At 60.4% G+C, this 25,966-nt stretch carries 27 protein-coding genes; 18 read left to right on the top strand and 9 right to left on the bottom strand.

Translation table 11 applies throughout. From position 1 onward, the window contains the following. Nucleotide 1 precedes the first annotated feature (1 nt). The 4 genes from hflC to ACQZ5K_RS08835 all read left to right on the top strand — a co-directional run bounded on the left by hflC (nt 2) and on the right by ACQZ5K_RS08835 (nt 4,541). Nucleotides 2-925 carry a protease modulator HflC gene (gene hflC / locus ACQZ5K_RS08820; RefSeq protein ID WP_448740159.1) on the top strand — a complete coding sequence of 308 codons (924 nt, stop codon included), beginning with the start codon at nt 2-4 and terminating at the stop codon, nt 923-925. Nucleotides 926-1,056: 131 nt separating this feature from the next. Further along, the gene (locus ACQZ5K_RS08825) at nt 1,057-1,944 is read left to right on the top strand and encodes a DMT family transporter (RefSeq protein WP_448740160.1); all 888 of its coding nucleotides are present in this window, start codon (nt 1,057-1,059) and stop codon (nt 1,942-1,944) included. A 212-nt stretch (nt 1,945-2,156) separates the two neighbouring features. Continuing rightward, on the top strand, nt 2,157-3,701 hold the full coding sequence (locus ACQZ5K_RS08830; RefSeq protein ID WP_065655840.1) for a Do family serine endopeptidase: 1,545 nt from the start codon (nt 2,157-2,159) through the stop codon (nt 3,699-3,701). A gap of 90 nt (nt 3,702-3,791) precedes the next feature. Next, entirely contained in the window at nt 3,792-4,541 is a 750-nt protein-coding gene (locus tag ACQZ5K_RS08835; protein ID WP_448740161.1) for an SDR family oxidoreductase, read from the top strand. 25 nt (nt 4,542-4,566) lie between these two features. On the opposite strand, the gene ACQZ5K_RS08840 is transcribed toward ACQZ5K_RS08835, so the two are convergent. Together ACQZ5K_RS08840 and serB are read right to left on the bottom strand one after the other, a co-directional pair. Next, nucleotides 4,567-5,130 (bottom strand): GNAT family N-acetyltransferase, encoded by a 564-nt coding sequence (locus ACQZ5K_RS08840; RefSeq protein WP_448740162.1) that lies wholly within the window; start codon nt 5,128-5,130, stop codon nt 4,567-4,569. After that, nucleotides 5,127-6,017, bottom strand: a complete 891-nt coding sequence (gene serB / locus ACQZ5K_RS08845; RefSeq protein ID WP_448740163.1) for a phosphoserine phosphatase SerB — start codon at nt 6,015-6,017, stop codon at nt 5,127-5,129. Before serB ends, ACQZ5K_RS08840 begins: the two co-directional genes overlap by 4 nt. Here serB and miaA point away from each other — a divergent pair. Beyond that, nucleotides 6,016-6,912, top strand: a complete 897-nt coding sequence (miaA, locus tag ACQZ5K_RS08850) for a tRNA (adenosine(37)-N6)-dimethylallyltransferase MiaA (protein ID WP_448740164.1) — start codon at nt 6,016-6,018, stop codon at nt 6,910-6,912. The genes serB and miaA overlap by 2 nt on opposite strands. A 9-nt stretch (nt 6,913-6,921) precedes the next feature. Here miaA and ACQZ5K_RS08855 read toward each other — a convergent pair whose 3' ends face one another. Further along, entirely contained in the window at nt 6,922-8,931 is a 2,010-nt protein-coding gene (locus tag ACQZ5K_RS08855; RefSeq protein ID WP_448740165.1) for an ATP-binding protein, read from the bottom strand. Between the two features lie 382 nt (nt 8,932-9,313). On the opposite strand from ACQZ5K_RS08855, the gene ACQZ5K_RS08860 reads away from it, so the two are divergent. From ACQZ5K_RS08860 to ACQZ5K_RS08875, 4 genes are all read left to right on the top strand, one after another. After that, nucleotides 9,314-11,107 (top strand): acetolactate synthase 3 large subunit, encoded by a 1,794-nt coding sequence (locus tag ACQZ5K_RS08860; RefSeq protein WP_035239227.1) that lies wholly within the window; start codon nt 9,314-9,316, stop codon nt 11,105-11,107. A 19-nt stretch (nt 11,108-11,126) separates the two neighbouring features. Next, nucleotides 11,127-11,699 (top strand): acetolactate synthase small subunit, encoded by a 573-nt coding sequence (gene ilvN / locus ACQZ5K_RS08865; RefSeq protein ID WP_003522378.1) that lies wholly within the window; start codon nt 11,127-11,129, stop codon nt 11,697-11,699. A gap of 131 nt (nt 11,700-11,830) precedes the next feature. After that, the gene (locus tag ACQZ5K_RS08870; RefSeq protein WP_031233868.1) at nt 11,831-12,199 is read left to right on the top strand and encodes an ArsR/SmtB family transcription factor; all 369 of its coding nucleotides are present in this window, start codon (nt 11,831-11,833) and stop codon (nt 12,197-12,199) included. Continuing rightward, complete coding sequence (locus ACQZ5K_RS08875) at nt 12,192-12,722, top strand: SRPBCC family protein (protein WP_448740166.1); 531 nt, start codon at nt 12,192-12,194, stop codon at nt 12,720-12,722. Before ACQZ5K_RS08870 ends, ACQZ5K_RS08875 begins: the two co-directional genes overlap by 8 nt. Before the next feature lie 173 nt (nt 12,723-12,895). On the opposite strand, the gene ACQZ5K_RS08880 is transcribed toward ACQZ5K_RS08875, so the two are convergent. Then, nucleotides 12,896-13,741, bottom strand: coding sequence for an aldo/keto reductase (locus tag ACQZ5K_RS08880; protein WP_448740167.1), 846 nt, complete (start codon nt 13,739-13,741; stop codon nt 12,896-12,898). Between the two features lie 164 nt (nt 13,742-13,905). On the opposite strand from ACQZ5K_RS08880, the gene ACQZ5K_RS08885 reads away from it, so the two are divergent. Then, nucleotides 13,906-14,499 carry a LysE family translocator gene (locus tag ACQZ5K_RS08885; RefSeq protein WP_080856548.1) on the top strand — a complete coding sequence of 198 codons (594 nt, stop codon included), beginning with the start codon at nt 13,906-13,908 and terminating at the stop codon, nt 14,497-14,499. A 6-nt stretch (nt 14,500-14,505) separates the two neighbouring features. Here ACQZ5K_RS08885 and ACQZ5K_RS08890 read toward each other — a convergent pair whose 3' ends face one another. From ACQZ5K_RS08890 to ACQZ5K_RS08900, 3 genes are read right to left on the bottom strand one after another with little or no spacing between them, the layout of a single operon-like run. Beyond that, nucleotides 14,506-15,294 carry an anti-sigma factor family protein gene (locus ACQZ5K_RS08890; protein ID WP_448740168.1) on the bottom strand — a complete coding sequence of 263 codons (789 nt, stop codon included), beginning with the start codon at nt 15,292-15,294 and terminating at the stop codon, nt 14,506-14,508. After that, nucleotides 15,291-15,848: an RNA polymerase sigma factor gene (locus ACQZ5K_RS08895; RefSeq protein WP_448740169.1), complete on the bottom strand. Its 558-nt coding sequence runs from the start codon at nt 15,846-15,848 to the stop codon at nt 15,291-15,293. Before ACQZ5K_RS08895 ends, ACQZ5K_RS08890 begins: the two co-directional genes overlap by 4 nt. Continuing rightward, entirely contained in the window at nt 15,832-16,212 is a 381-nt protein-coding gene (locus ACQZ5K_RS08900; RefSeq protein ID WP_448740170.1) for a COG4315 family predicted lipoprotein, read from the bottom strand. Before ACQZ5K_RS08900 ends, ACQZ5K_RS08895 begins: the two co-directional genes overlap by 17 nt. 141 nt (nt 16,213-16,353) lie before the next feature. Between ACQZ5K_RS08900 and ACQZ5K_RS08905 the strand changes: the two genes are divergently transcribed. The 3 genes from ACQZ5K_RS08905 to ACQZ5K_RS08915 all read left to right on the top strand — a co-directional run bounded on the left by ACQZ5K_RS08905 (nt 16,354) and on the right by ACQZ5K_RS08915 (nt 18,399). Beyond that, nucleotides 16,354-16,713 (top strand): ArsR/SmtB family transcription factor, encoded by a 360-nt coding sequence (locus ACQZ5K_RS08905; protein ID WP_020810226.1) that lies wholly within the window; start codon nt 16,354-16,356, stop codon nt 16,711-16,713. Beyond that, complete coding sequence (locus ACQZ5K_RS08910; RefSeq protein WP_448740171.1) at nt 16,710-17,192, top strand: SRPBCC family protein; 483 nt, start codon at nt 16,710-16,712, stop codon at nt 17,190-17,192. The genes ACQZ5K_RS08905 and ACQZ5K_RS08910 overlap by 4 nt, the downstream gene beginning before the upstream one ends. Before the next feature lie 79 nt (nt 17,193-17,271). Then, nucleotides 17,272-18,399: an ATP-dependent DNA helicase gene (locus tag ACQZ5K_RS08915; protein WP_003522390.1), complete on the top strand. Its 1,128-nt coding sequence runs from the start codon at nt 17,272-17,274 to the stop codon at nt 18,397-18,399. Between the two features lie 6 nt (nt 18,400-18,405). Here ACQZ5K_RS08915 and ACQZ5K_RS08920 read toward each other — a convergent pair whose 3' ends face one another. Beyond that, the gene (locus ACQZ5K_RS08920; protein WP_448740172.1) at nt 18,406-19,104 is read right to left on the bottom strand and encodes a MerR family transcriptional regulator; all 699 of its coding nucleotides are present in this window, start codon (nt 19,102-19,104) and stop codon (nt 18,406-18,408) included. A 236-nt stretch (nt 19,105-19,340) separates the two neighbouring features. Between ACQZ5K_RS08920 and ACQZ5K_RS08925 the strand changes: the two genes are divergently transcribed. Together ACQZ5K_RS08925 and ACQZ5K_RS08930 are read left to right on the top strand one after the other, a co-directional pair. Further along, nucleotides 19,341-20,096 (top strand): pyridoxine 5'-phosphate synthase, encoded by a 756-nt coding sequence (locus ACQZ5K_RS08925; RefSeq protein ID WP_448740173.1) that lies wholly within the window; start codon nt 19,341-19,343, stop codon nt 20,094-20,096. Between the two features lie 71 nt (nt 20,097-20,167). Continuing rightward, nucleotides 20,168-21,433 (top strand): NAD(P)/FAD-dependent oxidoreductase, encoded by a 1,266-nt coding sequence (locus tag ACQZ5K_RS08930; RefSeq protein ID WP_448740174.1) that lies wholly within the window; start codon nt 20,168-20,170, stop codon nt 21,431-21,433. Nucleotides 21,434-21,677: 244 nt separating this feature from the next. Here ACQZ5K_RS08930 and ACQZ5K_RS08935 read toward each other — a convergent pair whose 3' ends face one another. Next, nucleotides 21,678-22,724 (bottom strand): NAD(P)-dependent alcohol dehydrogenase, encoded by a 1,047-nt coding sequence (locus ACQZ5K_RS08935; RefSeq protein WP_448740175.1) that lies wholly within the window; start codon nt 22,722-22,724, stop codon nt 21,678-21,680. Between the two features lie 191 nt (nt 22,725-22,915). On the opposite strand from ACQZ5K_RS08935, the gene ACQZ5K_RS08940 reads away from it, so the two are divergent. The 3 genes from ACQZ5K_RS08940 to ilvC all read left to right on the top strand — a co-directional run bounded on the left by ACQZ5K_RS08940 (nt 22,916) and on the right by ilvC (nt 25,949). Continuing rightward, nucleotides 22,916-23,824, top strand: coding sequence for an AraC family transcriptional regulator N-terminal domain-containing protein (locus ACQZ5K_RS08940; RefSeq protein ID WP_448740176.1), 909 nt, complete (start codon nt 22,916-22,918; stop codon nt 23,822-23,824). A gap of 402 nt (nt 23,825-24,226) precedes the next feature. Then, the gene (locus tag ACQZ5K_RS08945; protein WP_448740177.1) at nt 24,227-24,880 is read left to right on the top strand and encodes a TetR/AcrR family transcriptional regulator; all 654 of its coding nucleotides are present in this window, start codon (nt 24,227-24,229) and stop codon (nt 24,878-24,880) included. A 49-nt stretch (nt 24,881-24,929) separates the two neighbouring features. Then, nucleotides 24,930-25,949 carry a ketol-acid reductoisomerase gene (ilvC, locus tag ACQZ5K_RS08950; RefSeq protein WP_046798127.1) on the top strand — a complete coding sequence of 340 codons (1,020 nt, stop codon included), beginning with the start codon at nt 24,930-24,932 and terminating at the stop codon, nt 25,947-25,949. The last annotated feature ends 17 nt before the right edge of the window (nt 25,950-25,966 follow it).

A 25,966-nucleotide genomic window follows, 5' to 3' on the forward strand; every position in this document is an offset into this window, starting at 1 on the left:
TATGGGTAACCGTCTTTCTGCCATTCTCGTCGGCCTCGCCGTCGTGCTTTTCCTCGGTTATTCGTCGATCTTCGTCGTCAACGAGCGCCAGCAGGCCATCGTCGTCCGCTTCGGTGAAATTCAGGATGTGAAAACCGCGCCGGGCCTCTATTTCAAGCTGCCCTTCGCCTTCATGGATGCCGACCGGGTGCAATATATCGAGAACCGGGCGCTGCGCTTCGATCACGACAATATTCGTGTTCAGGTTTCCGGCGGCAAGTTCTACGAGGTCGACGCCTTCGTGGTCTATCGCATCACGGATGCGCGGCGCTTCCGGCAGACTGTCTCGGGTGACCAGATGTCGGCGGAATCGCGCCTGCGTACCCGTCTCGACGCATCGCTGCGCCGGGTCTACGGTCTGCGCGGTTTCGAATCGGCGCTTTCGGACGCCCGTGCATCGATGATGCAGGAAGTGCGTGACGATCTGCGTCCCGATGCGGAATCGCTCGGCATCAGCATCGTCGATGTCCGCATCCGCCGTACCGACCTGACGCAGGAAGTCTCGCAGCAGACCTTCGAGCGCATGAAGTCGGAACGTCTGGCCGAGGCCGAACTGATCCGCGCCCGCGGCAACGAAGAGGCGCAGCGCCGCCGCGCCATCGCCGACCGTCAGGTTGTCGAGTTCGAATCCGATGCGCGCCGTCAGTCCGAAGTGCTGCGCGGTGAAGGCGATGCCGAACGCAACAGGGTGTTCGGTGAGGCTTTCCAGCGCGATCCGAACTTCTTCGAGTTCTATCGCTCCATGTCCGCTTATGCCAATGCGCTGAACGGCAACGGCACGACGCTGGTTCTGTCCCCGGACTCGACCTTCTTCCGTTATTTCAACAATATCGACGGTGCGGCCCCGGCCGCTCCGGCTGTCCCTGCGCCAGCGCCGGCGAACTGATAGCGGAAAAAATGATTTTGGAGGGGCCGGTTTTACCGGCCCTTTCTTTTGAGCCTTTGCGGTGTGACGTTCATAAAATTGTGAGTCAGCGACAATAATCTTCGATCTTTAATAGTCTGAAAGAATGGAAGATGCTGCGCGCACTTGGGCATGATCGAGACAATTATATAGCTGCTTTTACTTTTACCATACTTGGATTTGCAGCTTTTTCATTGATGGACGCCGCTTCAAAAATTCTCAGCGGTTTGCACTCTATTCCTCAAGTGCTTTTTTTCTCCGGAGTTTTTGCCGTCTTTTTTGGTTTGTTGCTTGCCAAGCCATTGGGTGGATTCAAAATTAACTCGGTGAAGGGATGGGCGGTGGTGTCCGCGCGGGGGCTCATGTCCGTTGCCATGATATGGCTGACGCTCTATGCGATCGCGCGTATGCCAATCGCCGATGTTTATTCGATCCGCTTTACGAGTCCGATCATCACGATATTGCTGGCTCTGGTGTTTTTGAACGAGCGTCCTGTCAGCCTTCAATGGTTGTCCGCCGGTCTCGGCCTTGTCGGCGTCCTGCTCGTTCTGCAGCCGAGTGGCGCAATGGACAGCTTGGCCGTTGTCCTAGCCTTTGCTGCCGCTTTTGCACAATCCGCATCGACGATCATGGTGAGACGATGGAGGGCCCAGTCGACTCCGCTGGCCGATACCCTACTGCCTGTCGTCATTCTCGTTCTCATCACCGGAATCCTTCTCCCGCAACGCTACACGCCTCCGACACCGATCGAATGGCTCTTTTACATTGGGGCAGGTGCGTTGCTCGCAATCGGAAGATTGTGCCTGACGCTTTCGATCCGGATGGCGCAGTCTTCTGTCATCGCGCCAGTTCAATATACCCAATTGCTCTGGAGTTTATTATTCGGCTACCTATTTTTCTCGGAGCGGCCCGTTCCGGTTTTGTGGGTGGGTTATTGTCTTGTTCTCGTGAGCGGTGCCGTTGGGGTAATAGCCAGCCGGAAGGCTTCGTCCGTACGATGATTTCCGCATATCCTCTGCGTTTTTCTCTGGAAACAATCACAATCGACAATAGGTGTTTGCCTCGTGCGCGCTTTTCTGTACGGCTTTGAGGTGCGCGAAGAGGTGCCGGAATCAATTGCCTGTTCACGAAAAGGTATTTTTACACTTCATCATTCCGCCTTATGCTTTGCCGATATATGCAGGGCAAGACTATTTGAAACGCGAGGACGCTTATGGCCGTGACCCTTCTTTCGCCTTTTCGCAGCAGCATCGCCGCAGTCGCGGGCATCGCGCTTGTGGCAGGTAGCCTGACGGCACCGGTTGCTGCGAGAGCGCAGAGCCACGGGCCGGAATCGGTGGCCGATCTCGCCGAGCCGCTTCTCGATGCGGTGGTGAATATTTCCACGTCGCAGAACGTCAAGACCGAGGGCAAGGGCCCGGTTCCGCCGCGTCTGCCGGAGGGCTCGCCCTTTCAGGAATTCTTCAAGGATTATTTCGACAGCCAGAAGCCCGAGGGTGGCGAAAAGGTGAGTTCGCTGGGCTCGGGTTTCGTCATCGATCCGGCCGGCTACGTTGTCACCAACAACCACGTCATCGAGGGCGCCGACGCCATCGAGGTGATTTTCCCGAACGGCTCGAAGCTCAAGGCAACGCTGGTCGGCACCGATACCAAGACCGACCTTTCGGTGTTGAAGGTGGAGCCGAAAACGCCGCTGAAGGCCGTAAAGTTCGGCGATTCGCGCAGCATGCGCATCGGCGACTGGGTGATGGCCATCGGCAACCCCTTCGGGCTTGGCGGCTCGCTGACAGTCGGCGTCATTTCCGCGCGGGGCCGTAACATCAATGCCGGTCCCTATGACAATTTCATCCAGACGGATGCGGCCATCAACAAGGGCAATTCCGGCGGTCCGCTCTTCAACATGAAGGGTGAGGTTATCGGTATCAATACGGCGATCATTTCTCCGAGCGGCGGTTCGATCGGCATCGGTTTCGCCGTGCCGACGGAGCTTGCCCAGAATATCGTCCAGCAGCTCATCGAGTTCGGCGAGACGCGCCGCGGCTGGCTCGGCGTTCGTGTTCAGCCGGTCACCGACGATGTGGCGGCAAGCCTCGGCATGGACAGCGCCAAGGGTGCGCTGATCTCCGGCGTCGCCAAGGGCGGACCGGTGGAGAACGGCCCGATCCAGGCCGGCGATGTCGTGCTGAAATTCGACGGCAAGGATATTCATGAAATGCGCGACCTCTTGCGGATCGTGGCGGAAAGCCCGGTCGGCAAGGAGGTCGATGTGGTGATCCTGCGAGACGGCAAGGAGGAAACCGTCAAGGTCAAGCTTGGGCAATTGCAGGATACGACCGACGAAAAGGCCTCGGCCGAAGATCAGCAGAGTGAAGACGGCGATGGCGGTGTGGTTGCACCGGAAGATGATGGCGGCGCCGACGATCAGGCGCAGGACCAGACTCCGGAAGTTCGCGAGGCGCCGCAGAGCGTGCTTGGCATGAACCTCGTGGTGTTGAGCAACGAGTTGCGCACCGAAAAGGGCATTGCCGAAAGCGTCGAAGGCGTGCTGGTGGCGAGCGTCGATCCGGGCTCGCCCGCCGAGCAGAAGGGCATGAAGGCCGGCGATATCATCGTCGAGGTCGGGCAGGATTTCATGGAAGTTCCGGGCGACGTGCTGGTGCGCGTCAACGGCCTTAAATCCGAAGGCCGCAAGAATGCGCATATGATGGTGGCCGATGCGCAGGGCAATCTGCGCGTCGTGGCGCTGCCGCTGGAATAAGGCGCTCTCCGCCCGGCCAGGCAGGAATCGGGTGGTTGTGATACCGGCCGCTCTCTAATTCTTGGTCTCCATCGAACGGAGGCCAAGAATATGAAATTACTCGAAAACAAGGTTGCCATCATCACCGGCGCGTCATCCGGCATCGGCCGGGCGACGGCGATGCTGTTTGCCGCCGAAGGTGCGGCCGTTGTCATCAATGCGCGCGGCGAAAAGGCCTTGCATGAGGTTGCCGCAGACATTCGTGAGGCCGGCGGCCGTGTCCACACGGTTGCCGGCGATGCCGGTATTACGGAAACCCATTCACGGTTGGCGGATGAGGCCATAAGCGTCTTCGGTGGCCTCGATATCGCCGTCAACAATGCCGGAGCGGTGGGAGCCATGAAACCGCTGGCGGAGATTTCGCCTGCGGAATGGGATCATGCGCTCAACGTCAATCTCACCTCCGCCTTTCTGGGCGCGCGTTACCAAGTACCGCCGATGTTGATGCGGGGTGGCGGCTCCATCGTCTTTACCTCGAGCTTTGTCGGCACCAGTGCAGGCATACCGGGCATGGCGGCTTATGGCGCGGCCAAGGCGGGGTTGATGGGGCTGGTGAAAGGCATCACCGCCGATTATGCCGTGAAGGGCATTCGCGCCAATGCGCTGCTGCCCGGCGGGGTCGATACACCTGCCGCAGGAGATGACGCCCAGAAGGAATGGGCCGCCGGCCTGCACGCGATGAAACGTATCGCTGAGCCGCCGGAAATTGCGCGGGCAGCGCTTTTCCTCGCGAGCCCCATGGCGAGCTTCGTCGCCGGTGCCGCTCTGTTCGCCGATGGCGGCAATGCCGCGGTGAAATGACCTTGGGAGCTGGCGGGCAGGTGTCTTATCGCGCCCGCCATTCTTCCAGCGTCAGCGCATAGGTGACGTGCGGCCGCAGATGCGGATGCGTGTCTTCCGGCACGCGCGGATGGTCGAAGTCGCGGGAAGGATCGCGCTTCAGGCCGATGCGTTCCATTACCGCCGTCGAACGGTGATTGTTGTGGACGGCGAAGGAGACGATTTCCGGCGTTTCCTTTTCATCGAAGGCCATGACGAGCAGCGACTGCGCCGCTTCCGTGACATAACCGTGGCCCCAGAAGCGGGTGGCGAGCCGCCAGCCGATCTCCATGGTGCCGACCGGGAAGGGCGGATGGAGGTTCATGACGGGGGAGATGCCGCAGAAGCCCATGACTTCACCGGTCTCGCGCAGTTCCATGGCATAAAAGCCATAGCCGCTGCCGCGGATCATGCCGTTGATGGTTTCCAGCACGGCGTCCGCTTCCGCATGGCTGCGGCGGAAGGGAAAAAACTCCATGACCTTTTCGTCGGCGTTGATTTCGCGGAACAGGTCACGGTCGCTCTCCTTCCACTCGCGCAGAATGAGTCTCTGTGTTTCCCGAATGATCATGGAGTGACAAAATCCGTCTTGCGGTAGCCCTGGATGTAGAGAAGCGCCGTCAGGTCGCCATGGTCGATGCGCATCTGCGCCTCGGCGGCCACGGCCGGCTTGGCGTGCAGGGCAACGCCGGCGCCGGCCAGATGCAGCATGCCGAGATCGTTGGCGCCATCGCCGACCGCCATCGCCTCTTCCGGCGAGATGCCGAGCCTTGCGGCAATATCGTTCAGCGCATCCACCTTGGCCTGTTTGCCGAGAATGGGCTCTGCAACGGTGCCATCAAGCTCGCCATTGGCCTCGCCGAGCAGATTGGCGCGATTCTCATCGAAACCAAGCATGGCGGCGACACGGCTGGTGAAGACGGTGAAACCGCCTGACACGAGGGCCGTGTAATAACCCTTCGCCTTCATGGTTGCGATGAGTTCCTTGCCACCTGGTGTGAGGGTGATGCGCTTCTCGATGACGTCATCGATGACGGAGACGGGCAGGCCTTTCAGCAGCGCCACGCGCTCGCGCAGGGCAGGTTCAAAAGCGATCTCGCCATTCATGGCGCGGGCGGTAATCGCGGAGACCTTTTCCTTCAGCCCGACTTCGGCGGCCAGTTCGTCGATGCATTCCTGGCCGATCATGGTCGAATCCATATCGGCGATCAGCAGTTTCTTGCGGCGCTGATCCTGTTCCTGGATGACGATATCGACTGGCTGGCCGGCAAGCGTGGCTGCAATGGCGCTCCGCGCCTGTTCGGCTGCGGTGCCGGAAGGCAGGGCAATATCGCAGGCGATACCATCGGCCAGCCAATAAAGGCCCGATGCGTTGACGGCCTTTGCGGCCGCCTCGCCGAGGGCCGGTGTCAGAACAGGATTTGACGGATTGGCGATAAGCGTGGCAACGAGAGCCATGATGAAAAACCTTGATGAGAATTTTGATGCGATCCTGATAACCGGCCCGACGGCAAGCGGCAAGTCCGCGCTTGCGCTTCGTCTGGCGCGGGAGCGGGACGGCGTCGTCATCAATGCCGACAGCATGCAGGTTTACGACACGCTGCGGGTGCTGACCGCGCGGCCGTCCGAAGACGAGATGGAGGGCGTGCCGCATCTTCTCTACGGCCATGTGCCGGCGAGCAGCCTCTATTCAACCGGCGAATGGCTGCGGGAGATTTCCGCCCTGCTTGCGGATTTGCGCGGGCAGGGGCGTTTGCCCGTCATCGTCGGCGGTACGGGGCTTTATTTCAAGGCGCTGACGGGTGGGCTTTCCGACATGCCCACCATTCCGGATGACATCCGCGATGGGCTGCGTGCCCGGCTGATCGGGGAGGGAGCGGCTGCGCTCCATGCCGAACTCGCACTGCACGATCCGGCCATGGCGGATATGCTGCAGCCGGGAGACGGCCAGCGTATCGTCCGGGCGCTGGAGGTGCTCAAGGCGACCGGAAAGTCGATCCGGGATTTTCAGCGTGCCAGCGGTCCGATGATCGTCGATCCCGACCGAGCGCAAAAATTCGTCGTCCTGCCGGAAAGGCCGGTGCTGCATGACCGCATCAACCGGCGTTTCGAGATGATGATGGATAGCGGGGCGGTGGAGGAGGTGCAGGCGCTTCTCGCGCTTAACCTCGCATCCGATGCCACCGCAATGAAGGCGATCGGCGTTGCCCAGATTGCCGATATGCTGGCCGGGCGCATCGGCGAGGCGGAGGTGATCGAAAAATCGGCGGCTGCGACCCGTCAATATGCCAAACGGCAGATGACCTGGTTCCGCAACCAGATGGGCGACGACTGGACACGTATCCAGCCGTGAGAGCGCCCATCAGTCTTTCCGGTAGAGACTACCGAGCGGTTTCTTCAGCAGGCTTTCGCGGAGCGAGGGACGTGCATCGCCGGGCGGTGGGCCGTTCTGTGCCTGCATCTGGAAACTCGCCTTGCGCAACTCGTTGACGGCGCCGGAGGCGGCATCGGGTGCCGCCGGATTTGGCGATGGGGAGAGCGTGCGGCCGGGCAGCATGTCCGGTCGATAGGGCTCGTATCCCTCCGGTGCGGCCGTTCCCAGTTCCCGCTTCCAGCGGTCGATGTCGTCCGTCTCCCGTGGTGCGGCTGCCGGCTCCGGCAGATCGGAAAAGGCTGCTTCGACGCTTTGCTGGAAACCGGTGATGACAGGCTTGGCCGTGGCGCGCATGCGGGTGACGATGTTGTTCAGATCGACCGTGTCAGGGGTTTCATGGTTCGTATGGCTGATGGTGCCGCTCGCCTTCGGCAATTTGGCCGTGGCCACGCGGTCGAAACGCATGCGCATCGGCACATTGACGGCCTCGCCGAAGGCGATGGCCTCGCCATTGCCGATGGAAGACAGAAAGCTGGTGGTCGAGGTCGATGCGTTCGGTACGGCGGAGAGAATGATCTTCTGGTCGATCTCGTTCGACAGCCGCATGGCGAAAACGGTCGAGCATTGCGACAGGATGGTCTGGTCCAGCTCGCTCGGCCGCTGGCTGATGACGCCGAGCGAAATGCCGTATTTACGGCCTTCCTTGGCGATTTGGGCAATGGATTGCCGGGTGGGGAAAAAGCCGCGCTCGGGGTCGGCGGGCACATAACGGTGCGCTTCCTCGCAGACGACAAGCATATGCAGTGAGCCGCGCGCCAGCACCGCCAGTTCGAAGGACATGCGGCAGAGGACGGAGACCACCGAATTCACCACTTCGGAGGGGATGCCGGAAAGCTGGAACACCGAAATCGGCTTGCCTTCCCCGGGAATACGGAAAATATGCGCGACCGTCTCCAGAATGGTGTCGCTGATCGTATTGCTGGAGAACATGAAATTATAGCGCGTGTCGTTGATGGCCGAGAGAATGCGGCCTTTCAGCGAACGCAGCGCGGGTTTTTCTCCACGCCCTTCCAGCCGGCCGATACGCTCGTCGATGAGGGCGAGAAGATCGGCCATGCGATAGGGCACCGGCGTATCCGGCGTGATCGCGCTCTTGTCGGACGTGCGGCGCACGGCGGAACCCTCGGTGCCGCGAAATGCCTTTTTCGCTTCCGGAACGAGGTCGCGAAGGACATCCATTTCTTCCGGCACGGGTTTGCGGCCGCGGAAAATCACTTCCGCAAATTCCTCAAGGCGCATCAGCCAGAAGGGAAGATCCAGCGTATCGGTGTCGATGACGACCGAATGATCGGGAAAGGCGGCCGCGAATTCATTATGCGGATCGAGAATGAGGACACGCAGCTTCGGGTCGGTCTCGATCGCCTTGTTCAGAAGCAGCGAGACGGCGGTGGTCTTGCCCACGCCCGTCGAGCCGACGACGGCGAAATGTTTGGCAAGCATCTGGGGAATGCTGATGGTGGCGTTGATCGTATCGTCCTGCGTCAGCCTGCCGATCGTGCAGGCGTCGCGCTTGCCGCTGTCGTAAATCTTGGCAAGATCGCTGGTGCGGATGCGATGCGCCACTGCACCCAGATAGGGGTAACGGGAAATGCCGGTGGAAAAGCGCTCGCTGCCGTCCTCGGTGCGATAGACTTCGCCAACCAGTTCAACCTCGATCAGCAGCCTGTTCGGCCTGTCCGCCGCCCAGTAGTCCTCGCCGGTTCGCATGGAAAAAACCAGCGCCGCCACACGGCTCGTACCCATTTCGATGGAGATCAGGCGTCCGACGGACCAGAGCTGCGAGACATCGGTGGTGCCGGGTTCCGTTTCGGCGGCGATGGTGGCATGCGCACCGTTACAGGCGATGACGCGGCCCAGCATGCGGTTCGCCGGCTGCTGGCCGGATCGCCGTTCGTTTTCGTCCATGCGGGACGCACTATGAAACGTGTCGTTACTCACATTTTTTCCCGGTACATGCGGATGATCGCGGTGGTTCGGGCAGTATCTGCGTTCTCGATATTAAAAGATTATACTTAACAACATGTGTATCGGCTGCGTTCGAAAATTTCGCCGAAGCAGCCTTTCGGGTAATAAAAGAAGGCGGCGGCGATTTTTTCCTGCAATATGCGTTGACGGCTGGCGCTTTTGTGGCTAACACTCCGGCCCATGAAAAATCTTAACGTACTTATCGTGGTGGGACGGCGCATGGGCAGGATGGTGTAACCATCCGGCGAAAGCACCCATGCGCTGAACGAGGCTCCTCTAGGGGCCTTTTTTTATGTCTTCAAACAGGCCCTCGGGCTCCTCGATATCCAAAGCCAAAGCGGGATGGAAACAGGCAATGACGGATAAGGACAATACGGAAAACAGCAATCGCATGACAGGTGCGGAGATCGTTCTGCAGGCGCTGAAGGACAATGGCGTCGAGCACATCTTCGGTTATCCTGGCGGTGCCGTGCTTCCGATCTATGACGAGATTTTCCAGCAGGAAGACATCCAGCATATCCTCGTGCGCCACGAGCAGGGCGCTGGCCACGCCGCCGAAGGTTATGCCCGCTCCACCGGCAAGGTCGGCGTCATGCTCGTCACCTCCGGCCCCGGCGCGACGAATGCGGTCACGCCGCTGCAGGATGCGCTGATGGATTCCATTCCGCTCGTCTGCCTGTCCGGTCAGGTTCCCACCACGCTGATCGGTTCCGACGCGTTCCAGGAATGCGATACCGTCGGCATCACGCGCCCCTGCACCAAGCACAACTGGCTGGTCAAGGACGTCAACGAGCTGGCGGGCATCATCCATGAAGCCTTCCGTATCGCGCAGACGGGTCGTCCCGGTCCGGTCGTCGTCGATATTCCGAAGGACATCCAGTTCGCCACCGGCACCTACACGCCGCCCTCCGCCGCCACCCAGCACGAGAGCTACAAGCCGAAGGTTCAGGGCGATCTGAACGCCATTCATGCCGCCATCGACCTGATGTCGAAGGCGAAGAAGCCGGTTTTCTATACCGGCGGCGGCGTCATCAATTCCGGCCCGGAGGCAACCCGGCTGCTGCGCGAACTGGTCGAGCTGACCGGCTTCCCGATCACCTCGACGCTGATGGGTCTCGGCGCCTATCCGGCTTCCGGCAAGAACTGGCTCGGCATGCTGGGCATGCACGGTTCCTACGAAGCCAATATGACGATGCATGATTGCGACGTTCTGGTCTGCGTCGGCGCGCGTTTCGACGACCGAATTACCGGCCGCATCAATGCGTTTTCGCCGAATTCGAAGAAGATCCATATCGATATCGACCCGTCCTCGATCAACAAGACGGTTCGCGTCGACGTGCCGATCATCGGCGATGTCAGCCATGTTCTGGAAGATATGGTTCGCCTGTGGCGCGCTCTGCCGAAGAAGGTTGAGAAGGCGCAGACGGCCGACTGGTGGGCGCAGATCGAGCGCTGGCGCGCCCGCAATTCCTTCGCCTACAAGAATTCCAACGATGTCATAATGCCGCAATATGCCTTGCAGCGGCTTTATGAGGCGTCGAAGGGTCGCGATACTTACATTACCACTGAAGTTGGCCAGCATCAGATGTGGGCGGCGCAGTTCTTCGGTTTCGAGGAGCCGAACCACTGGATGACCTCGGGCGGTCTCGGCACCATGGGCTACGGCCTGCCGGCGGCCATCGGCGTTCAGGTCGCCCATCCGGACGCGCTGGTCATCGATATTGCCGGTGACGCCTCGATCCAGATGTGCATTCAGGAAATGTCCTGCGCCATCCAGTACGGTCTGCCGGTGAAGATCTTCATCCTCAACAATCAGTATATGGGCATGGTACGCCAATGGCAGCAGCTGCTGCATGGCAACCGCCTGTCCAACTCCTATACGGAAGCCATGCCCGATTTCGTCAAGCTGGCGGAAGCCTATGGCGCGGTCGGCATGTATTGCGACGATCCGAAGGAACTGGACGACAAGATTGCAGAAATGATCGCGGTCAAGAAGCCGGTCATTTTCGATTGCCGCGTCGCCAATCTTGCCAATTGCTTCCCGATGATCCCGTCTGGTAAAGCCCATAACGAGATGCTGTTGCCGGATGAGGCGACGGATGAAGCTGTTGCCAACGCCATTGACGCCAAGGGCCGTCAGCTAGTCTGAGCCGGGAGAGGAAAAGGACATGAACGCACACCTACAACCCACCGGCTCGGCCTATTTCATCCAGAAGGAAACGGCTGCCGTCGAAAATCACACGCTGTCGGTTCTCGTCAGCAACGAGCCGGGCGTTCTCGCCCGGGTCATCGGCCTGTTTTCCGGCCGCGGCTACAACATCGAAAGCCTGACGGTTTCGGAAACGGAACATGAGGCGCATCTGTCGCGCATCACCATCGTTACGCGTGGCACACCCATCGTGCTGGAGCAGATCAAGGCGCAGCTTGAGCGCATCGTGCCGGTGCACCGGGTTCTCGATCTCACCGTTCGCGCCCGCGAACTCGGGCAGGAGCGGCCTATCGAGCGCGAAGTAGCGCTCATCAAGGTCGCCGGTTCCGGCGAGGACCGTGCCGAGACGCTGCGCCTTGCCGATGCGTTTCAGGCCAAGGTGGTGGATGCGACGGTGGAGCATTTCATCTTCGAGATCACCGGCAAGTCGTCGAAGATCGACCAGTTCGTGGCGATCATCAAGCCGCTCGGCCTGATCGAGATTTGCCGCACCGGTATCGCGGCGATGAATCGCGGCCCGCAGGGGATGTAACCTCCATATCCGGAGCATATGCTGGAATATGAGCCCGCGGTTCGCCGCGGGTTTTTTTATGGCTTCGCCCGGATCGGCAGATATTCAACCATATGGTTGACTTTCTGCGCCGACAGTCTATATTCAACAACATGGTTGAATTATCCGCTTCACATCTCGACACCGTTTTTCATGCCCTTGGCGACGCCACGCGGCGCACGATGCTACGCGATCTTTCCCTTGGTGAGCGAACGGTGAGCCAGTTGGCCAGGCCGTTCGACATATCGCTCGCTGCCGCCTCGAAACATATCAAGGCGCTGGAAAATGCGGGGCTTATCCGCCGCGAGGTGAGGGGGCGCATCCATGTCTGCCGCCTTGCGCCGGAACCGTTGGCAGAGGCGCATGAATGGCTCGATTTCTACCGACAGTTCTGGGGCAGCCGCCTCGATATTCTTGAGCAGATGCTCAGGGAGGATGATCAGGGAAAAATCCCTGCAGATGGAGGAAATGACAATGGCTGATATTGCAATGCCTGACGCCTATGGCCGTCTTGTCGAACCGACAACCCTGAAGATCGAACGGCTGCTGCCGGGGCCGATCGAGCGGGTATGGGCCTATCTGACACAAAGCGAGCTTCGCCGCCGCTGGCTGGCTTCCGGCGAAATGCGGCTTGCGCCCGATGCGCCGTTCGAACTTGTCTGGCGTAACGATGAGCTTTCCGATCCGCCGGGCCGTCGCCCGGAAGGCTTTTCCGAAGAGCACAGGATGGCGTCCCGCATCATCACCGTCGTTCCGCCGCATCGCCTTGTTTTCAGTTGGGGCGAGGGCGCAGAGGTGTCCATCGAGCTTCAGGCTCTGGGCAAGGACGTGCTTCTGACGCTGATCCATCGCCGACTGGCGGATCGCACGACCAGGCTCAATGTCAGCGCCGGCTGGCACGTGCACCTCGATATTCTCGCTGCCCGGCTTCAGGAAGAGGAGCCGGGACCCTTCTGGGATACCTGGCTGGGGCTGAAAGAGGAATATGAGCACCGCATACCGTAATGAAGCGCGGTGCGTTCTCATGGTCTGACGGCGCGGCCTGTCGCGCCGTTTCTTCCGGTCCGGGACTGATGACGCATCCCAGAACAGCAGGCCTGCTTTTCTGCCTGGTGTTCACATTCCGATTCAACCGCTTGAGCGATTGATTCCGAAGTGTTTCGTAACCCTCTGTTACCTCACAGCATTTCCAGCGACGTCTTACGCGTTGGCGGCGGGAAGACGGCGTCGAGAGCGGCCCAGTCTTCCTCGGTTATTTCAAGATCGGTCGCGCCGCGATTTTCCTCGACACGGGAAACGCTGGCGGATTTCGGGATGGCGATGACGCCGTCCCTTTCCAGAAGAAAGGCGAGCGCCAGTTGCGCCGGTGTCGCCTGATAGGCCTTGGCGATGCGGATGAGTTCGTGGTTCTTCAAGATGCGGCCCTGCTCGATGGGGGAATAGGCCATCAGCGGCACGCCGCGCTCCTGGCACCAGGGCAGCAGCGAAAACTCCGGCCCACGCCGGGACAGATTGTAGAGCACCTGATTGGCCGCGCAGTTCTTGCCGCCGGCAACCGCGAAAAGCTCCTCCATGTCGTCGGTGTCGAAATTGGAGACGCCCCAGTCGCCGATCTTGCCGTCTCTCTTCAGCCTTTCGAAAGCCGCCACGGTTTCTGCAAGCGGGTGCTCGCCGCGCCAGTGCAGCAGATAGAGGTCGATATGGTCGGTGCCGAGCCTTGCAAGGCTGCGTTCGCAGGCCTCCGCCGTGCCTCTTTCGCTGGCGTTCCAGGGGTAGACCTTGCTGACCAGAAACACGTCCTGTCGACGGCCGGCGATGGCCGCGCCGACCACCTCTTCCGATCTGCCGTCCGCATACATTTCCGCCGTGTCGATCAGCGTCATGCCGAGATCGATCGCCTTGCGGATGCTTTCGACCTCCTGCGGCGCGGATGATCTCGTCTCCCCCATGTTCCAGGTGCCGAGGCCAAGGGCCGGAACCTCTTTTCCGGAGGGCAGGGTGACGGAAGGAATATCGTCATACATGGGTTCGCTCCAGCGGTTGGTGATTGGACAATAGAACTTTGTTCCGACTTCTCAAAGCCGGCATGGAGAGGATCGATCCATCAAAAAAATTGACCACGGCCATCGGTCCGGCGGGGTGGCCTGATGTTGGCTCGACGGATAGGATTTCGGCTTAAGGAGAATTCATGACTGTCGAAACTCTTGTCGCGCTGGTGCTGTTTGCCTTCACCACATCCATCACACCCGGCCCGAACAATATGATGCTTTTTGCCTCCGGCGTGAATTTCGGATTCCGCCGCACCATCCCGCATATGCTGGGCATCGGGGCGGGGTTCCTGTCGCTGCTGATCGGGGTCGGCTTCGGTCTCGGCGCGTTGTTGCATTCGGTGCCCGTGCTTTACACCGGGCTGAAATTCGCAGGCGGGCTCTATCTCGTCTGGATCGCGTGGAAGATCGGCACCTCCCGCAGCCTGAGCGAAGGTTCGGCCGCATCGGAGCCGATGAGTTTCCTTGCCGCGGCCGCCTTTCAGTGGGTCAATCCCAAGGCGTGGGTGATGGCGGTGACGGCGATGGCGACCTATACGGATGAGCGGCAATATTTCCTCACCGTGCTTGTCGTTGGCGTGGCCTTCGCCGCGGTCAATCTTCCCAGCGTTTCCACCTGGGCGGGTTTCGGCTCTGCCTTGCGGGAATGGCTGGCTGTGCCGGTCCGGCTCAAATGGTTCAATATCACCATGGCCGTCCTTCTCGTCATCAGCCTCTGGCCGATGCTGAAATAACGGTCTTCACGTCGGGAACTGCCGGTAGCATTCCTCGGCGATTGCCTGCACCTCGTCACGCGTCAGTTCGGCCGACACGGCGTAACCCAGTTCATTGTCGATCCAGTAGAAGGTCTCGATGCCGTCGGCGCTGGCCATGCGGAAGCTGGTGGTGCGGTTTTCCTCATTGTGGCCGATCAGCACCGTCACCCGACGGCCGGTCTTGTCCTGATACATCAGCATCGCGCCCGGCTTGCCGCTGACGGGGATAAGACGCCCGCCGACGAGGTCGTATCCGATCTTCGAGAGATCGGGGATGGTGAAGGGGTAACCGAGCCGCTTGCCGAGCCATGTGGCGAGATGCTGCTGTTCTCCGGCGCCGACTTCGACGGGATGGCGCACCTCGCTCGCATATATGAGATAGGCGGATTTCGCCTGCGCCGGAATATCCGTCGTCAGCGACGCCAGCGTCACGTCCTGCGGCGTGGAAAAAGACGGCGGCAGAAGCCTGCCCGCCGCAGCACCCGCCACGAAGATCAAAAGGGCTGCCGCTGTTTGCAGGAGAACCGGTTTTGCCCGCCATGCGCGGTCCCTCTTTTGCGGGCTGAGCATCGATGCGTCATGCGGATGCGCGGCGGCATAGGAGGCGAAGGCATTGCGCAGAATATCGGCCTGTTTTCTCCATTCCTCCACACGGGCCTGCTCTTCCGGCCTTTCCGCCAGCCAGGCCTCGACAGCCGCGCGGTCATCGTCGGAAAGAAGTCCGTCGACATAGGCTTGCAGATCGTCTTCGGTTATGGCCTCTAGCCGTTTCATCGTGGTCTCCGCAGGGGTATGATATTATCCGCCGCCAGGTGCTGGCGAAGGGTTTCGCGGGCGCGGGACAGTCTGGACATGACGGTGCCGAGCGGGATCGATAGTGTCTCGGCCGCCTCCTGATAGCTGTAGCCCTCCACCGTCACCAGCATCAGCACCGCGCGCATGTCGGGCGAAAGAAGGGCGAGCGCGCCGTGCAGGCGGTCATTCTCCAGCGTGTCGGAGAGCGTCTCCGCGCCGGCGATGGTCTCATGGCCGTCGAGGCTTTCGGACGGGTGCCGTTTCTCGGCGCGGTGGCGGTTACGATAAAGATTCGTCATTATCGTGTAAGCCCATGATTTCAAACCCGTTCCACGCCATTGCCTTTTATTGGCCAACGCCCTTTCCACGCAGTCCTGCAAGAGGTCTTCGCCATCGGCATCGGAACGGGAAAGGCTGCGGGAATAACGGCGCAGCATGGGCATCAGCGCCAGCATTTCGGTTTCGAAACTGCCGGCTGCGGGGGAATGGTTCCCCCGCTTTTCGTCCGTCATGCCATCAGGGTTTTGCGGCATCCCATACACCGTTCATACCGTCGCCGGTGGCGTCGCCTTTTTTCGTGTCCTTGACCCAGTAATAAAGCGGCATGCCATCCTTCGCCCATTGCATCTTGCCGTCCTTGCGCTTCACGAGGGAATAGGCGCCCTCGGCCTTGTCGCTTGCGGCTGCGAAAAACGGCGGCCAGTTCACCGCGCATTTATCATAACAATTGGATACGCCCTTCTTGTCGTTCTTGAAAGTGTAGAGCGTCATGCCTTTTTCGCCCGCCAGCACATCGCCCTTGGCGGTCTTGACGGTTTCGACCACAGGGGCGGCATAGGCCGTTCCGGCAAAAGCCAGAACGAGGGCGGGAACGATAAAGCGGATCTTCATGGACATATCCTCCTTGGTTCGGGCGGCCTCTGCCGCCAGCACATCAAGAGACACCGCAACCCGACGGATTATTCCCTGCGGCAACGAATTTTTGCGATTTTTAAACTTATCCATTGAGCTAACTATTTCGATATGATAGTTAGCCTTATGGAAAACTATTCAGACGCGCTCGACGATATCTTCCAGTCTCTTGCCGATCCGACCCGCAGGGCGGTGATCCTGAGGCTGGGCGGCGGGGAGGCGAGCATCGGAACGCTGGCCGAGCCATTCGACATGGCCCTGCCATCCTTCATGAAACATATCCGCCAGCTGGAAGAGGCGGGGCTGATCGTGACGCGCAAGCAGGGGCGTGTCCGGTTCTGCTCGCTGGAGAAACAGAGGTTCTCCATGCTCGATGGCTGGTTGTCGCAACAACGCGCCATCTGGGAAGGCCGCACCGACCGGCTCGAACAATTCGTCATGGCGCAACAGGACAGGATGTCCAGCAAAGGGGAGAATGACCAATGACCGAGACTTTCAATCCCGATCTCGACCTGAAGATTTCACGCATCATCAGGGCGCCGCGCCGGCTCGTCTGGAATGCCTGGACGGACAAGGCCAGCCTCGAACAATGGTGGGTGCCGCATCCCGGCCAATGCCGGGTCGACCGCATGGAGCTCCATCCCGGCGGCGCCTTCGAAACGCGCTATAGCGAGGATGGCACGGCTTTCGGTCCGCATGTCAAAGGATGTTTTCTGGCGGTGGATCATGAGCAGCGTCTGGTTTTCACCGATGCGCTGACGGCGGGTTTTCGCCCCTCCGCCCAGCCGTTCCTCACGGCCGTGATGACGTTTCGCGATCATCCCGACGGCATGGAATATGTGGCTTACGCCATGCACAACAATCTTGAGGATCGCAACAGGCACGCGGAGATGGGGTTCTTCGACGGCTGGAATACGGTTGCGGAGCAATTGGCGGCACTCGTTGAGAAGCAGGCGGCCCATTGAGACCGTCATTCTCGTCGGGCGATTCATCTTTCGTTCTTTTTTTGTTGCGCATGACGCTCGAATCCTGCGATGAGGGCGCATGTTATTTTCACCGCAACAGGACGAAGCGCTGAAGGCTGTTTCCCGCTGGCTGAAGGAAGGCCGGACGCCGGTTTTCCGGCTGTTCGGTTATGCCGGAACGGGCAAGACGACGCTTGCCAAGCATTTTGCGGAAAATGTCGATGGCGAGGTGCTGTTTGCCGCCTTCACCGGCAAGGCGGCGCAGGTGCTGCGCTCGCGCGGGGCGACCAATGCCCGCACCATCCATTCGCTGATCTATCGCCCGCGCGGCGAAGAAACCGTGGAAGACGAGGAAACCGGCAAGACTTCGATTGCGCCGATGTTCTCCATCAACCGCCAGAGCCCGCTTGCCAAGGCGGCGCTCATCATCATCGATGAATGTTCGATGGTGGACGAGCAGCTCGGCAGGGACCTGATGAGCTTCGGCACGCCCATCCTCGTGCTCGGCGATCCCGGGCAGCTGCCGCCGGTTTCGGGCGGCGGCTTCTTTACCGAGCAGGAGCCGGATTATCTGCTGTCGGAAATCCATCGGCAGGCCAAGGACAATCCCATCATCCATCTTGCCATGGATGTGCGGGAGGGCCGGGAGATCATGCGCGGCGATTACGGGACCGCGCAGGTGATTTCCAAATCCGAGGTGACGCAGTCGCTGGTTCTCGATGCCGATCAGGTGCTCGTCGGCACCAACCGCACCCGCCGCCGTTACAATCAGCGGCTTCGCGAGCTGAAGGGTTTTACCGCCGATTACCCGCAATCCGGCGACAAGCTGGTCTGCCTCCGGAACGATCCGGCCAAGGGGCTGCTCAACGGCTCGCTCTGGCAGGTGATGAGTTCATCGCGCGAGACGGTGAAGCCCGGCATCAACCTGATGATCCGGCCTGAAGACGATGATATGGATCGTGGTGCTGCCAAGATCAAATTGCTGAAGGCGGCCTTCGAGGATGTGGAGACGGAAATTCCGTGGTCCACGCGCAAGCGGTATGACGAATTCGATTTCGGCTATGCGCTGACCGTGCACAAGGCGCAGGGTTCGCAGTGGAACAACGTGGTTCTCTTCGACGAGAGCTATGCTTTCCGGGACTCGCGCGAGAGGTGGCTTTACACCGCCATTACCCGCGCGGCGGAGACGCTGACAATCGTTCGTTGATCGTGACTATGCACGGATGACGCCGAGCAGAACCGCCTTGGCGACCGCCTGAAAGCGGTTGCTGGCATTGAACTTGCCGATGATCTTCGCCTCGAGAACATTGAGATCGCTGCCCGAAAGACCAAGGGCGCGGGCAAGGCGCACCGGGGCGTAACCCTCCGCCATCAGTTCCAGACATTTTCGTTCGGTGTCGGTGAGGGCGATGTCCTTTGCCGGGGCCCGTTCCGCGCCATCCATGCCGTCCGCATCCGTGTCGGCGACCAGCAGTTCCTCGATCTGCTGGGCCTGGCGCTGAAGGGTGGAAAGCTCGGCTGTCAATTCCCGCTTCCGCTGCCGCAGCGCGGCGTGGAATATGTCGTCCGCCTCGTCCTGCGAGAGCGAACGGACGAATTTTTCCATGATCTCGGTAATGGCGGCGACAGAAATGCCCACTTCGCGGCAGACGTTGATGACGGCCATGCGCTGGACATTGCGATGGGTATAGACCCGCATCTGGCCGATGCGCTTCGAGGTCAGCAGCGCCTTTTCCTCGTAAAAATGCAGTGTCCGATGGGTCACCCCGAAGATATTGGCCATGTCGGCGATGGGCACGGGTTCTGCGGGCAGGGAGGAGGGCAGGCTTATATCCGGTAGAAAGCTGCTGATCCTTAGATTGGGTTTGTCCTCGTCGCCGTGACTTTCGAACGGCATACGGCCATCCTGCATTGTCTCCCCCTTCGCGCTCTTTGACAGTGTGCCTGCCTTTTTAAAGGTGTCCGTTGCTTGTTCCCCCAAGACGGACATGTTTTCCGATCAAGACCTCATGCCAAACGCTACATCAGAACCGTAACGTGTATTGCCTGTTTTCGTTCCCGCAATAATAAAAAATTCGCCGGCCTTCTTGCGATTGGCCTCAACCTGCGTGAAACAGGATGTCAATTCCGAACCGGAGCCCCGATGCCATGCCCGCAAAACTTTCTGTCAATCTGAACGCAATTGCCATGTTACGCAACCGCCGCGATCTTCCATGGCCGGATGTCGCGCATTTCGGGCATATTGCACTGGCGGCGGGGGCAAGCGGGCTGACTGTACACCCGCGGCCAGATCAGCGCCATATCCGCTTTTCCGATCTGCCGGTGCTGCGCGCCCTGATCGACGACAGTTTCCCTGACACGGAATTCAACATCGAAGGTTATCCGACCGAGGATTTCCTCGTTCTTTGCGAGAAGACCCAACCGGAGCAGGTGACGCTGGTGCCCGACGATCCCTCGCAGGCAACTTCCGACCATGGCTGGGATTTCCGCAAACACGGCGTTTTCCTGAAAGACGTGGTGGGACGCCTGAAGGCCGGCGGCATGCGCGTCTCGCTTTTTGCCGATGGCGATGGCGAACGCGAGCCGGTGGAACTGGCCGCCGAGACGGGGGCGGCGCGCATCGAACTTTACACCGGCCCCTATGGCGGCTGTTTTGACGATCCGAAAAAGGGCGACGCGCTTCTCGAAAAGCTCGGGCAGACGGCGGATCATGCCAGAGCGCTCGGGCTTGCCGTCAATGCCGGCCATGACCTCACCGTCGCAAACCTGCCCAGGCTGATGAAACGTATCCCTTATCTGGCTGAGGTTTCCATCGGTCACGGGCTGACGGCGGATGCGCTGGAATATGGCATGGCTGAAACAGTCCGGCGTTTTTGTCACGCCTGCGGTCAGCCTATTTCATAACCAAAGTCAATTTTTTCGCCTATGCTTTGGCTGCGCATGCTCCGTGCGCGAGCTTTTGAAGGCAGAGACATATGCAAGAACATCATGTTGTCGTCGTGGGTGGAGGCTTCGGCGGTTTGCAACTGGTACACGGGCTGGAGGGGGCCCCTGTCCGCATCACACTGATCGATCGTCGCAATCACCACCTGTTCCAGCCATTGCTTTATCAGGTTGCGACGACGGCTCTGGCGACATCCGAAATCGCCTGGCCGATCCGCCATCTCTACCGCGACCGCAAGGAGGTCACGACCCTGCTTGCGGAGGTGACCGGCATAGACCGGGCGGCGCGGACCGTGCATTTAAGTTCGGGTCAGGTGATCGGTTTCGATACGCTGGTGCTGGCAACCGGCGCCCGCCACGCCTATTTCGGCCGCGACGAGTGGGAGCGTTCCGCCCCCGGTCTCAAGACGCTCGAAGATGCAACGACAATTCGCCGCCGCCTGCTTCTGGCTTTCGAGCGGGCCGAACTCGCCACCAGCGAAGAGGAACGACAGGCGCTGCTGACCTTCGTCATCATCGGCGCAGGTCCAACGGGCGTGGAAATGGCAGGCATGATCGCCGAACTGGCCCACAAGGCGCTGCCGGCGGAATTCCGTAATGTGGATACCAGAAAAACCCGGGTGCTGCTCGTCGAGGCTGGCCCTCGCGTTCTGCCGGTCTTCACGGAAGACCTTTCGGCCTATGCGAAGGAAGCGCTCGAAAAACTTGGCGTCGAGGTTCTGCTCGGCACGCCGGTGACGGCGTGCAGCGATGAGGGCGTGACGGTGGGCGAGACCTATTACCCCTGCCGCACCGTTGTCTGGGCCGCCGGCGTGCAGGCGTCGCCAGCCGCGAAATGGCTTAACGCCGCCGCCGACCGGGCAGGGCGGGCCATCGTCGGACCTCATCTCAATCTGGAAGACGATCCGAATATCTTCGTCATCGGCGATACGGCCGCCGTCAATCAGGAAAACGGCAAGCCGGTGCCGGGCATCGCACCCGCGGCAAAGCAGCAGGGCGCCTATGTCGCGAAAGTCATCAAGGCGCGGCTGGCCGGCCAGCCGTCACCACCGCCGTTCCGCTACAGCCATCAGGGCAATCTGGCGACCATCGGCAAACGCGCGGCGGTGATCGATTTCGGCCGGTTCAAGCTCAAGGGCGTGCTGGCGTGGTGGATATGGGGGCTTGCCCATATCTACTTCCTGATCGGAACCCGGTCGCGGCTGGCGGTGGCGTGGAGTTGGCTGTGGATTTACCTGAGCGGCCAGCACAGCGCGCGGCTGATTACGCAGAAAGAGACGCTGAAGGACGAGGCCTGAGGCAGGGGTAAGGCAAAGGGCGGGAGCTCCCCGCCGCCTACTGTCCTAGGGGGTAATAACCTCTCCGTCGTCATGCTCGGGCCTGTCCCGAGCATCTGCAACGTGCCGAATTGACGAGGCGTCGGTAGATCCTCGGCACAAGGCCGAGGATGACGTCGTGTGGAAGGAGAGGTTTGCCCCAATCAAAAGGCGGGAAGCAATTGCTCCCCGCCCTTTTTTAGTTACGACGTCGATTTGACGCCCATCAAGCGTCGAGCGACGCCATGTCGATGACGAAGCGATACCGCACATCGCTCTTCAGCACGCGCTCATAGGCTTCGTTGACGTCCTGGATGTTGATCGTCTCGATTTCCGAGACGATGTTGTGCTCGCCGCAGAAATCCAGCATGTCCTGGGTTTCCTTGATCGAACCGATCATCGAGCCGGACAGGCTTTTCGCGCCGATGATGAGCGAGAAGGCGTGAACCGGGATTGCATGCTCCGGCGCACCGACGACGACCATGCTGCCCTTGGGCTTCAGGAGGCCGAGATAGGCGTTCCAGTCGATGGCGACGCCGGCCGTGCAGATGATCAGGTCGAAGGTGCCGACCAGCTTCTCGAAGGTCGAGGCGTCGCTGGTGGCGTAATATTCCTTCGCGCCGAGTTTCAGGCCGTCTTCCTTCTTCGACAGCGTCTGGGAAAGAACGGTGATATCCGCGCCCATGGCGGCACCGAGCTTGACGCCCATATGACCGAGGCCGCCCATGCCGACAATCGCGACCTTCTGGCCGGGACCGGCGTTCCAGCGGCGCAGCGGCGAATAAAGCGTGATGCCGGCGCACAGAAGCGGTGCGGAAGCATCGAGCGGCAGGTTGTCCGGGATCGACAGGACATAACCTTCCTTGACGACGATCGAGTCGGAGTAACCGCCATGGGTCGCGGTCTTCGTGAAGGGATCGACGTCGTTATAGGTCTGGACGAGGCCGGGCATGTAATGCTCGTTGTCCAGATCGCGGGTGGCGCAGCCGACGCAGGAATCGACGAAGCAGCCGACGCCGACATGATCGCCGACCTTGAACTTCGTGACCTTGGAACCGACGGCTTTCACGACGCCGGCGATCTCATGGCCGGGAACGATCGGGTAGACGGCGTTCTTCCATTCGTTGCGGACGGTGTGGATGTCCGAGTGGCAGATGCCGGCATATTTGATATCGATGACGACGTCGTCATCGTTCGGCTCGCGGCGTTCGAAGGTGAACGGGGTAAGCGGCTTCGACGCATCGGTCGCAGCGTAACCTCTAGCAATAGCCATCTGAATATCCTTATCGAGGGGTTGGGGACGACGGAATATGCGATGGAAGTGCGAGGCGGCGTTAGAGCGATCCTCCGAGCTTTTTGCACGATCCTGCAAAAATATGGTGGCACACTCTTTGCGCGGGCCGCGCGGCTTTCTAGATAAAAGGCATCCGACGCATCTCTTCCTTCAGTTAAGGGATTTCCCCTATGTCCTTGCCGTTCAATGTCTATCAGGAGATCGCCTCCATTGCCGCGCGGCATGCTACCCAGGACGGCGAGGTGCAGACGGCAATCGACTCCCTCGGCATCAGCAGGCGCACGACGCCGAGTGCGCCTTGCCACGGCAGCTATCGCCCCTGTCTCGCCATGGTTATCCAGGGCTCGAAAAGCGTTCAATTGGGGACGGACACCATCAATTATGGCGCAGGGGATTATCTCCTGACCTCGCTTGACCTGCCGGTTGCATGGCGGGTGGTGGAGGCGAGCAGGGAGGTGCCGCATTTCTGCATCGCGCTTGCCATCGACAGCGAAAAGCTGCTCGATCTCATGCGGCGCGTACCCATCGATCCGCCTGCCGAGCCGGCGAATGCGCAGCGCGGCATCGTCGTCAATACGGCCACGCCGGAACTTCTCGACGCGGCTATCCGCCTGTTGCGCCTGCTCGACCGTCCGGCGGACATTGCCGCCATGGCGCCGCTGATCGAACAGGAAATCCTCTACCGCATTCTGACCGGACCGGCGGGCGGGCAGCTGATGAACATCATCGCGGCCGGCAGCCATGGCAACCGCATCGCCCGCGCCATTGCCTGGCTGCGCGAGAATTTCGCACGCCAGCTGCGTATCGAGGATCTGGCCGATCATATCGGCATGAGCGTCTCGTCCTTCCACCATCACTTCAAGACGATCACGGCCATGACACCGGTTCAGTACCAGAAACAGCTGCGGCTGCATGAGGCGCGGCGGCTGATGCTGCTGGAGCGGCTGGATGCGGGCACCGCCGGCCATCGCGTCGGTTATCAGAGCCCGTCGCAGTTCAGCCGCGAATATAGCCGTTTCTACGGATTGTCGCCGTCGCGGGATATTGATGCATCGCGGGAGATCAGCGCGGCTGGGTAGGTTGGGAAGGTTGTGCGTCGGTTAGTGGATCGTGGCGGGTGTGGCTTACCCCCCTCTGCCCTGCCGGGCATCTCCCCCTCAAGGGGAGAGATCGACTCGTGGTTGGGTCTCGCCCACCTCAACATTTGCGAGTGAAGCGGCGGTAGGGCCTCCTGCCGATCTCCCCCCTTGAGGGGGAGATGCCCGGCAGGGCAGAGGGGGGTAAGCCCCACCCACCATCAATCCGCCACCAACACAAAACCTCCCAGTAAAGCTCCCCAAGCCGGCATTCACGCTGCACCGCACCGCGTCAATTCTCGTCCTCCCCCGAAGAATCCGCTTGACCCCAACGCTGCCTCCGCTTAAATGGCGCTCGAACCGTACCGTACGGTACATTAATCGAGCCCCTGGAGTGGAAAAGACTTGGCTTCCGACCCGATCACAGCGCAGGAATTTTCGCCGCGCCAGAACGCCGTTCTGGACCAGGCATTGCGTCTATTGGTCGAGGGCGGCGAGAAAGCGCTCACCACATCCGGGCTGGCGCGCGCCGCCAACTGTTCCAAGGAAAGCCTCTATAAGTGGTTCGGCGACCGGGACGGCCTGCTGGCGGCGATGATCACCTTTCAGCAGAGCAAGGTCCGCACCTTCGAAAAGGCGGGCGACCGCGTCTCCGCACCGCAGCTTGCCGATCATCTGGAGGTTTTCGCGCATGATCTGCTGGATGTGCTGGCGGGTGACGTATCACTGGCGCTCAACCGTCTGGCGATAGGGCAGGCGAGCCGTGACGGTTCGAAGCTCGGTGATCTGCTGCTGGAACGCGGACGTCGCCAGATCGACCGCCGCGCCCGTGGGCTGATCGAAGCGGGTCGCCGTTCCGGCTATCTGCGTTTCGATGATGCCGAGGAGGCATATCGCAGTTTTTACGGCCTCATCGTTTCGGATCTGCATGTGCGCATGCTGCTGGGCGAGGCGCCGGACAAGGATTTTTCCCCCCGGGCGAAGAAGGCGGTCGTCGCCTTTCTGACCCTCTACGGCACGGAAAAGATACATTCGGAACTCAGCGGCAAACCCGCCTGAGATTCCGGTTCAGACAACTGAGAGACAAGCATTAGGGAAGGACCATAAAATGCGCGTTTATTATGATCGTGATGCCGATCTCAATCTCATCAAGTCCAAGAATGTCGTCATCGTTGGTTACGGCTCCCAGGGCCGCGCCCATGCGCTGAACCTCAAGGATTCCGGCGCCAAGAACGTCGTCATCGCCCTGAAGGCCGGTTCGCCGACCGTCAAGAAGGCCGAAGCCGACGGCTTCAAGGTCATGACCGTTGCCGAAGCCGCCAAGTGGGGCGACCTTCTGATGATGGCAACGCCTGACGAACTCCAGGCCGACATCTACAAGGCCGACATCGCCGGCAACATCCGTGATGGCGCAGCAATCGCTTTCGCACACGGCCTCAACGTTCACTTCGGTCTCATCGAGCCGAAGGCATCGCTCGACGTCGTCATGATTGCACCGAAGGGCCCCGGCCACACGGTTCGCGGCGAATACCAGAAGGGCGGCGGCGTTCCCTGCCTCGTTGCCGTTCACCAGAACGCTTCCGGCAACGCGCTTGAACTCGCTCTCTCCTACGCCTGCGGCGTTGGCGGCGGCCGTTCGGGCATCATCGAAACCAACTTCAAGGAAGAGTGCGAAACCGACCTCTTCGGCGAACAGGTCGTTCTGTGCGGTGGTCTCGTCGAACTCATCCGCGCCGGTTTCGAAACGCTGGTCGAAGCCGGTTACGCACCGGAAATGGCCTATTTCGAGTGCCTGCACGAAGTAAAGCTGATCGTCGACCTGATTTATGAAGGCGGCATCGCCAACATGAACTACTCGATCTCCAACACGGCAGAATGGGGCGAATACGTCACCGGTCCGCGCATCATCACCGCCGACACCAAGGCTGAAATGAAGCGCGTTCTGCACGACATCCAGACCGGCAAGTTCACCTCCGAGTGGATGCAGGAATGGAAGGCCGGCGGCGCACGCTTCAAGGGTATCCGTCGCAACAACGACGCCCACCAGATCGAAGAAGTCGGCGCCAAGCTGCGCGGCATGATGCCCTGGATCGGCAAGAACAAGCTGGTCGACAAGGCTGTCAACTAAGCTTCATTGCTTGGAGG

The organism is Agrobacterium sp. 22-226-1 (genome assembly GCF_053522345.1).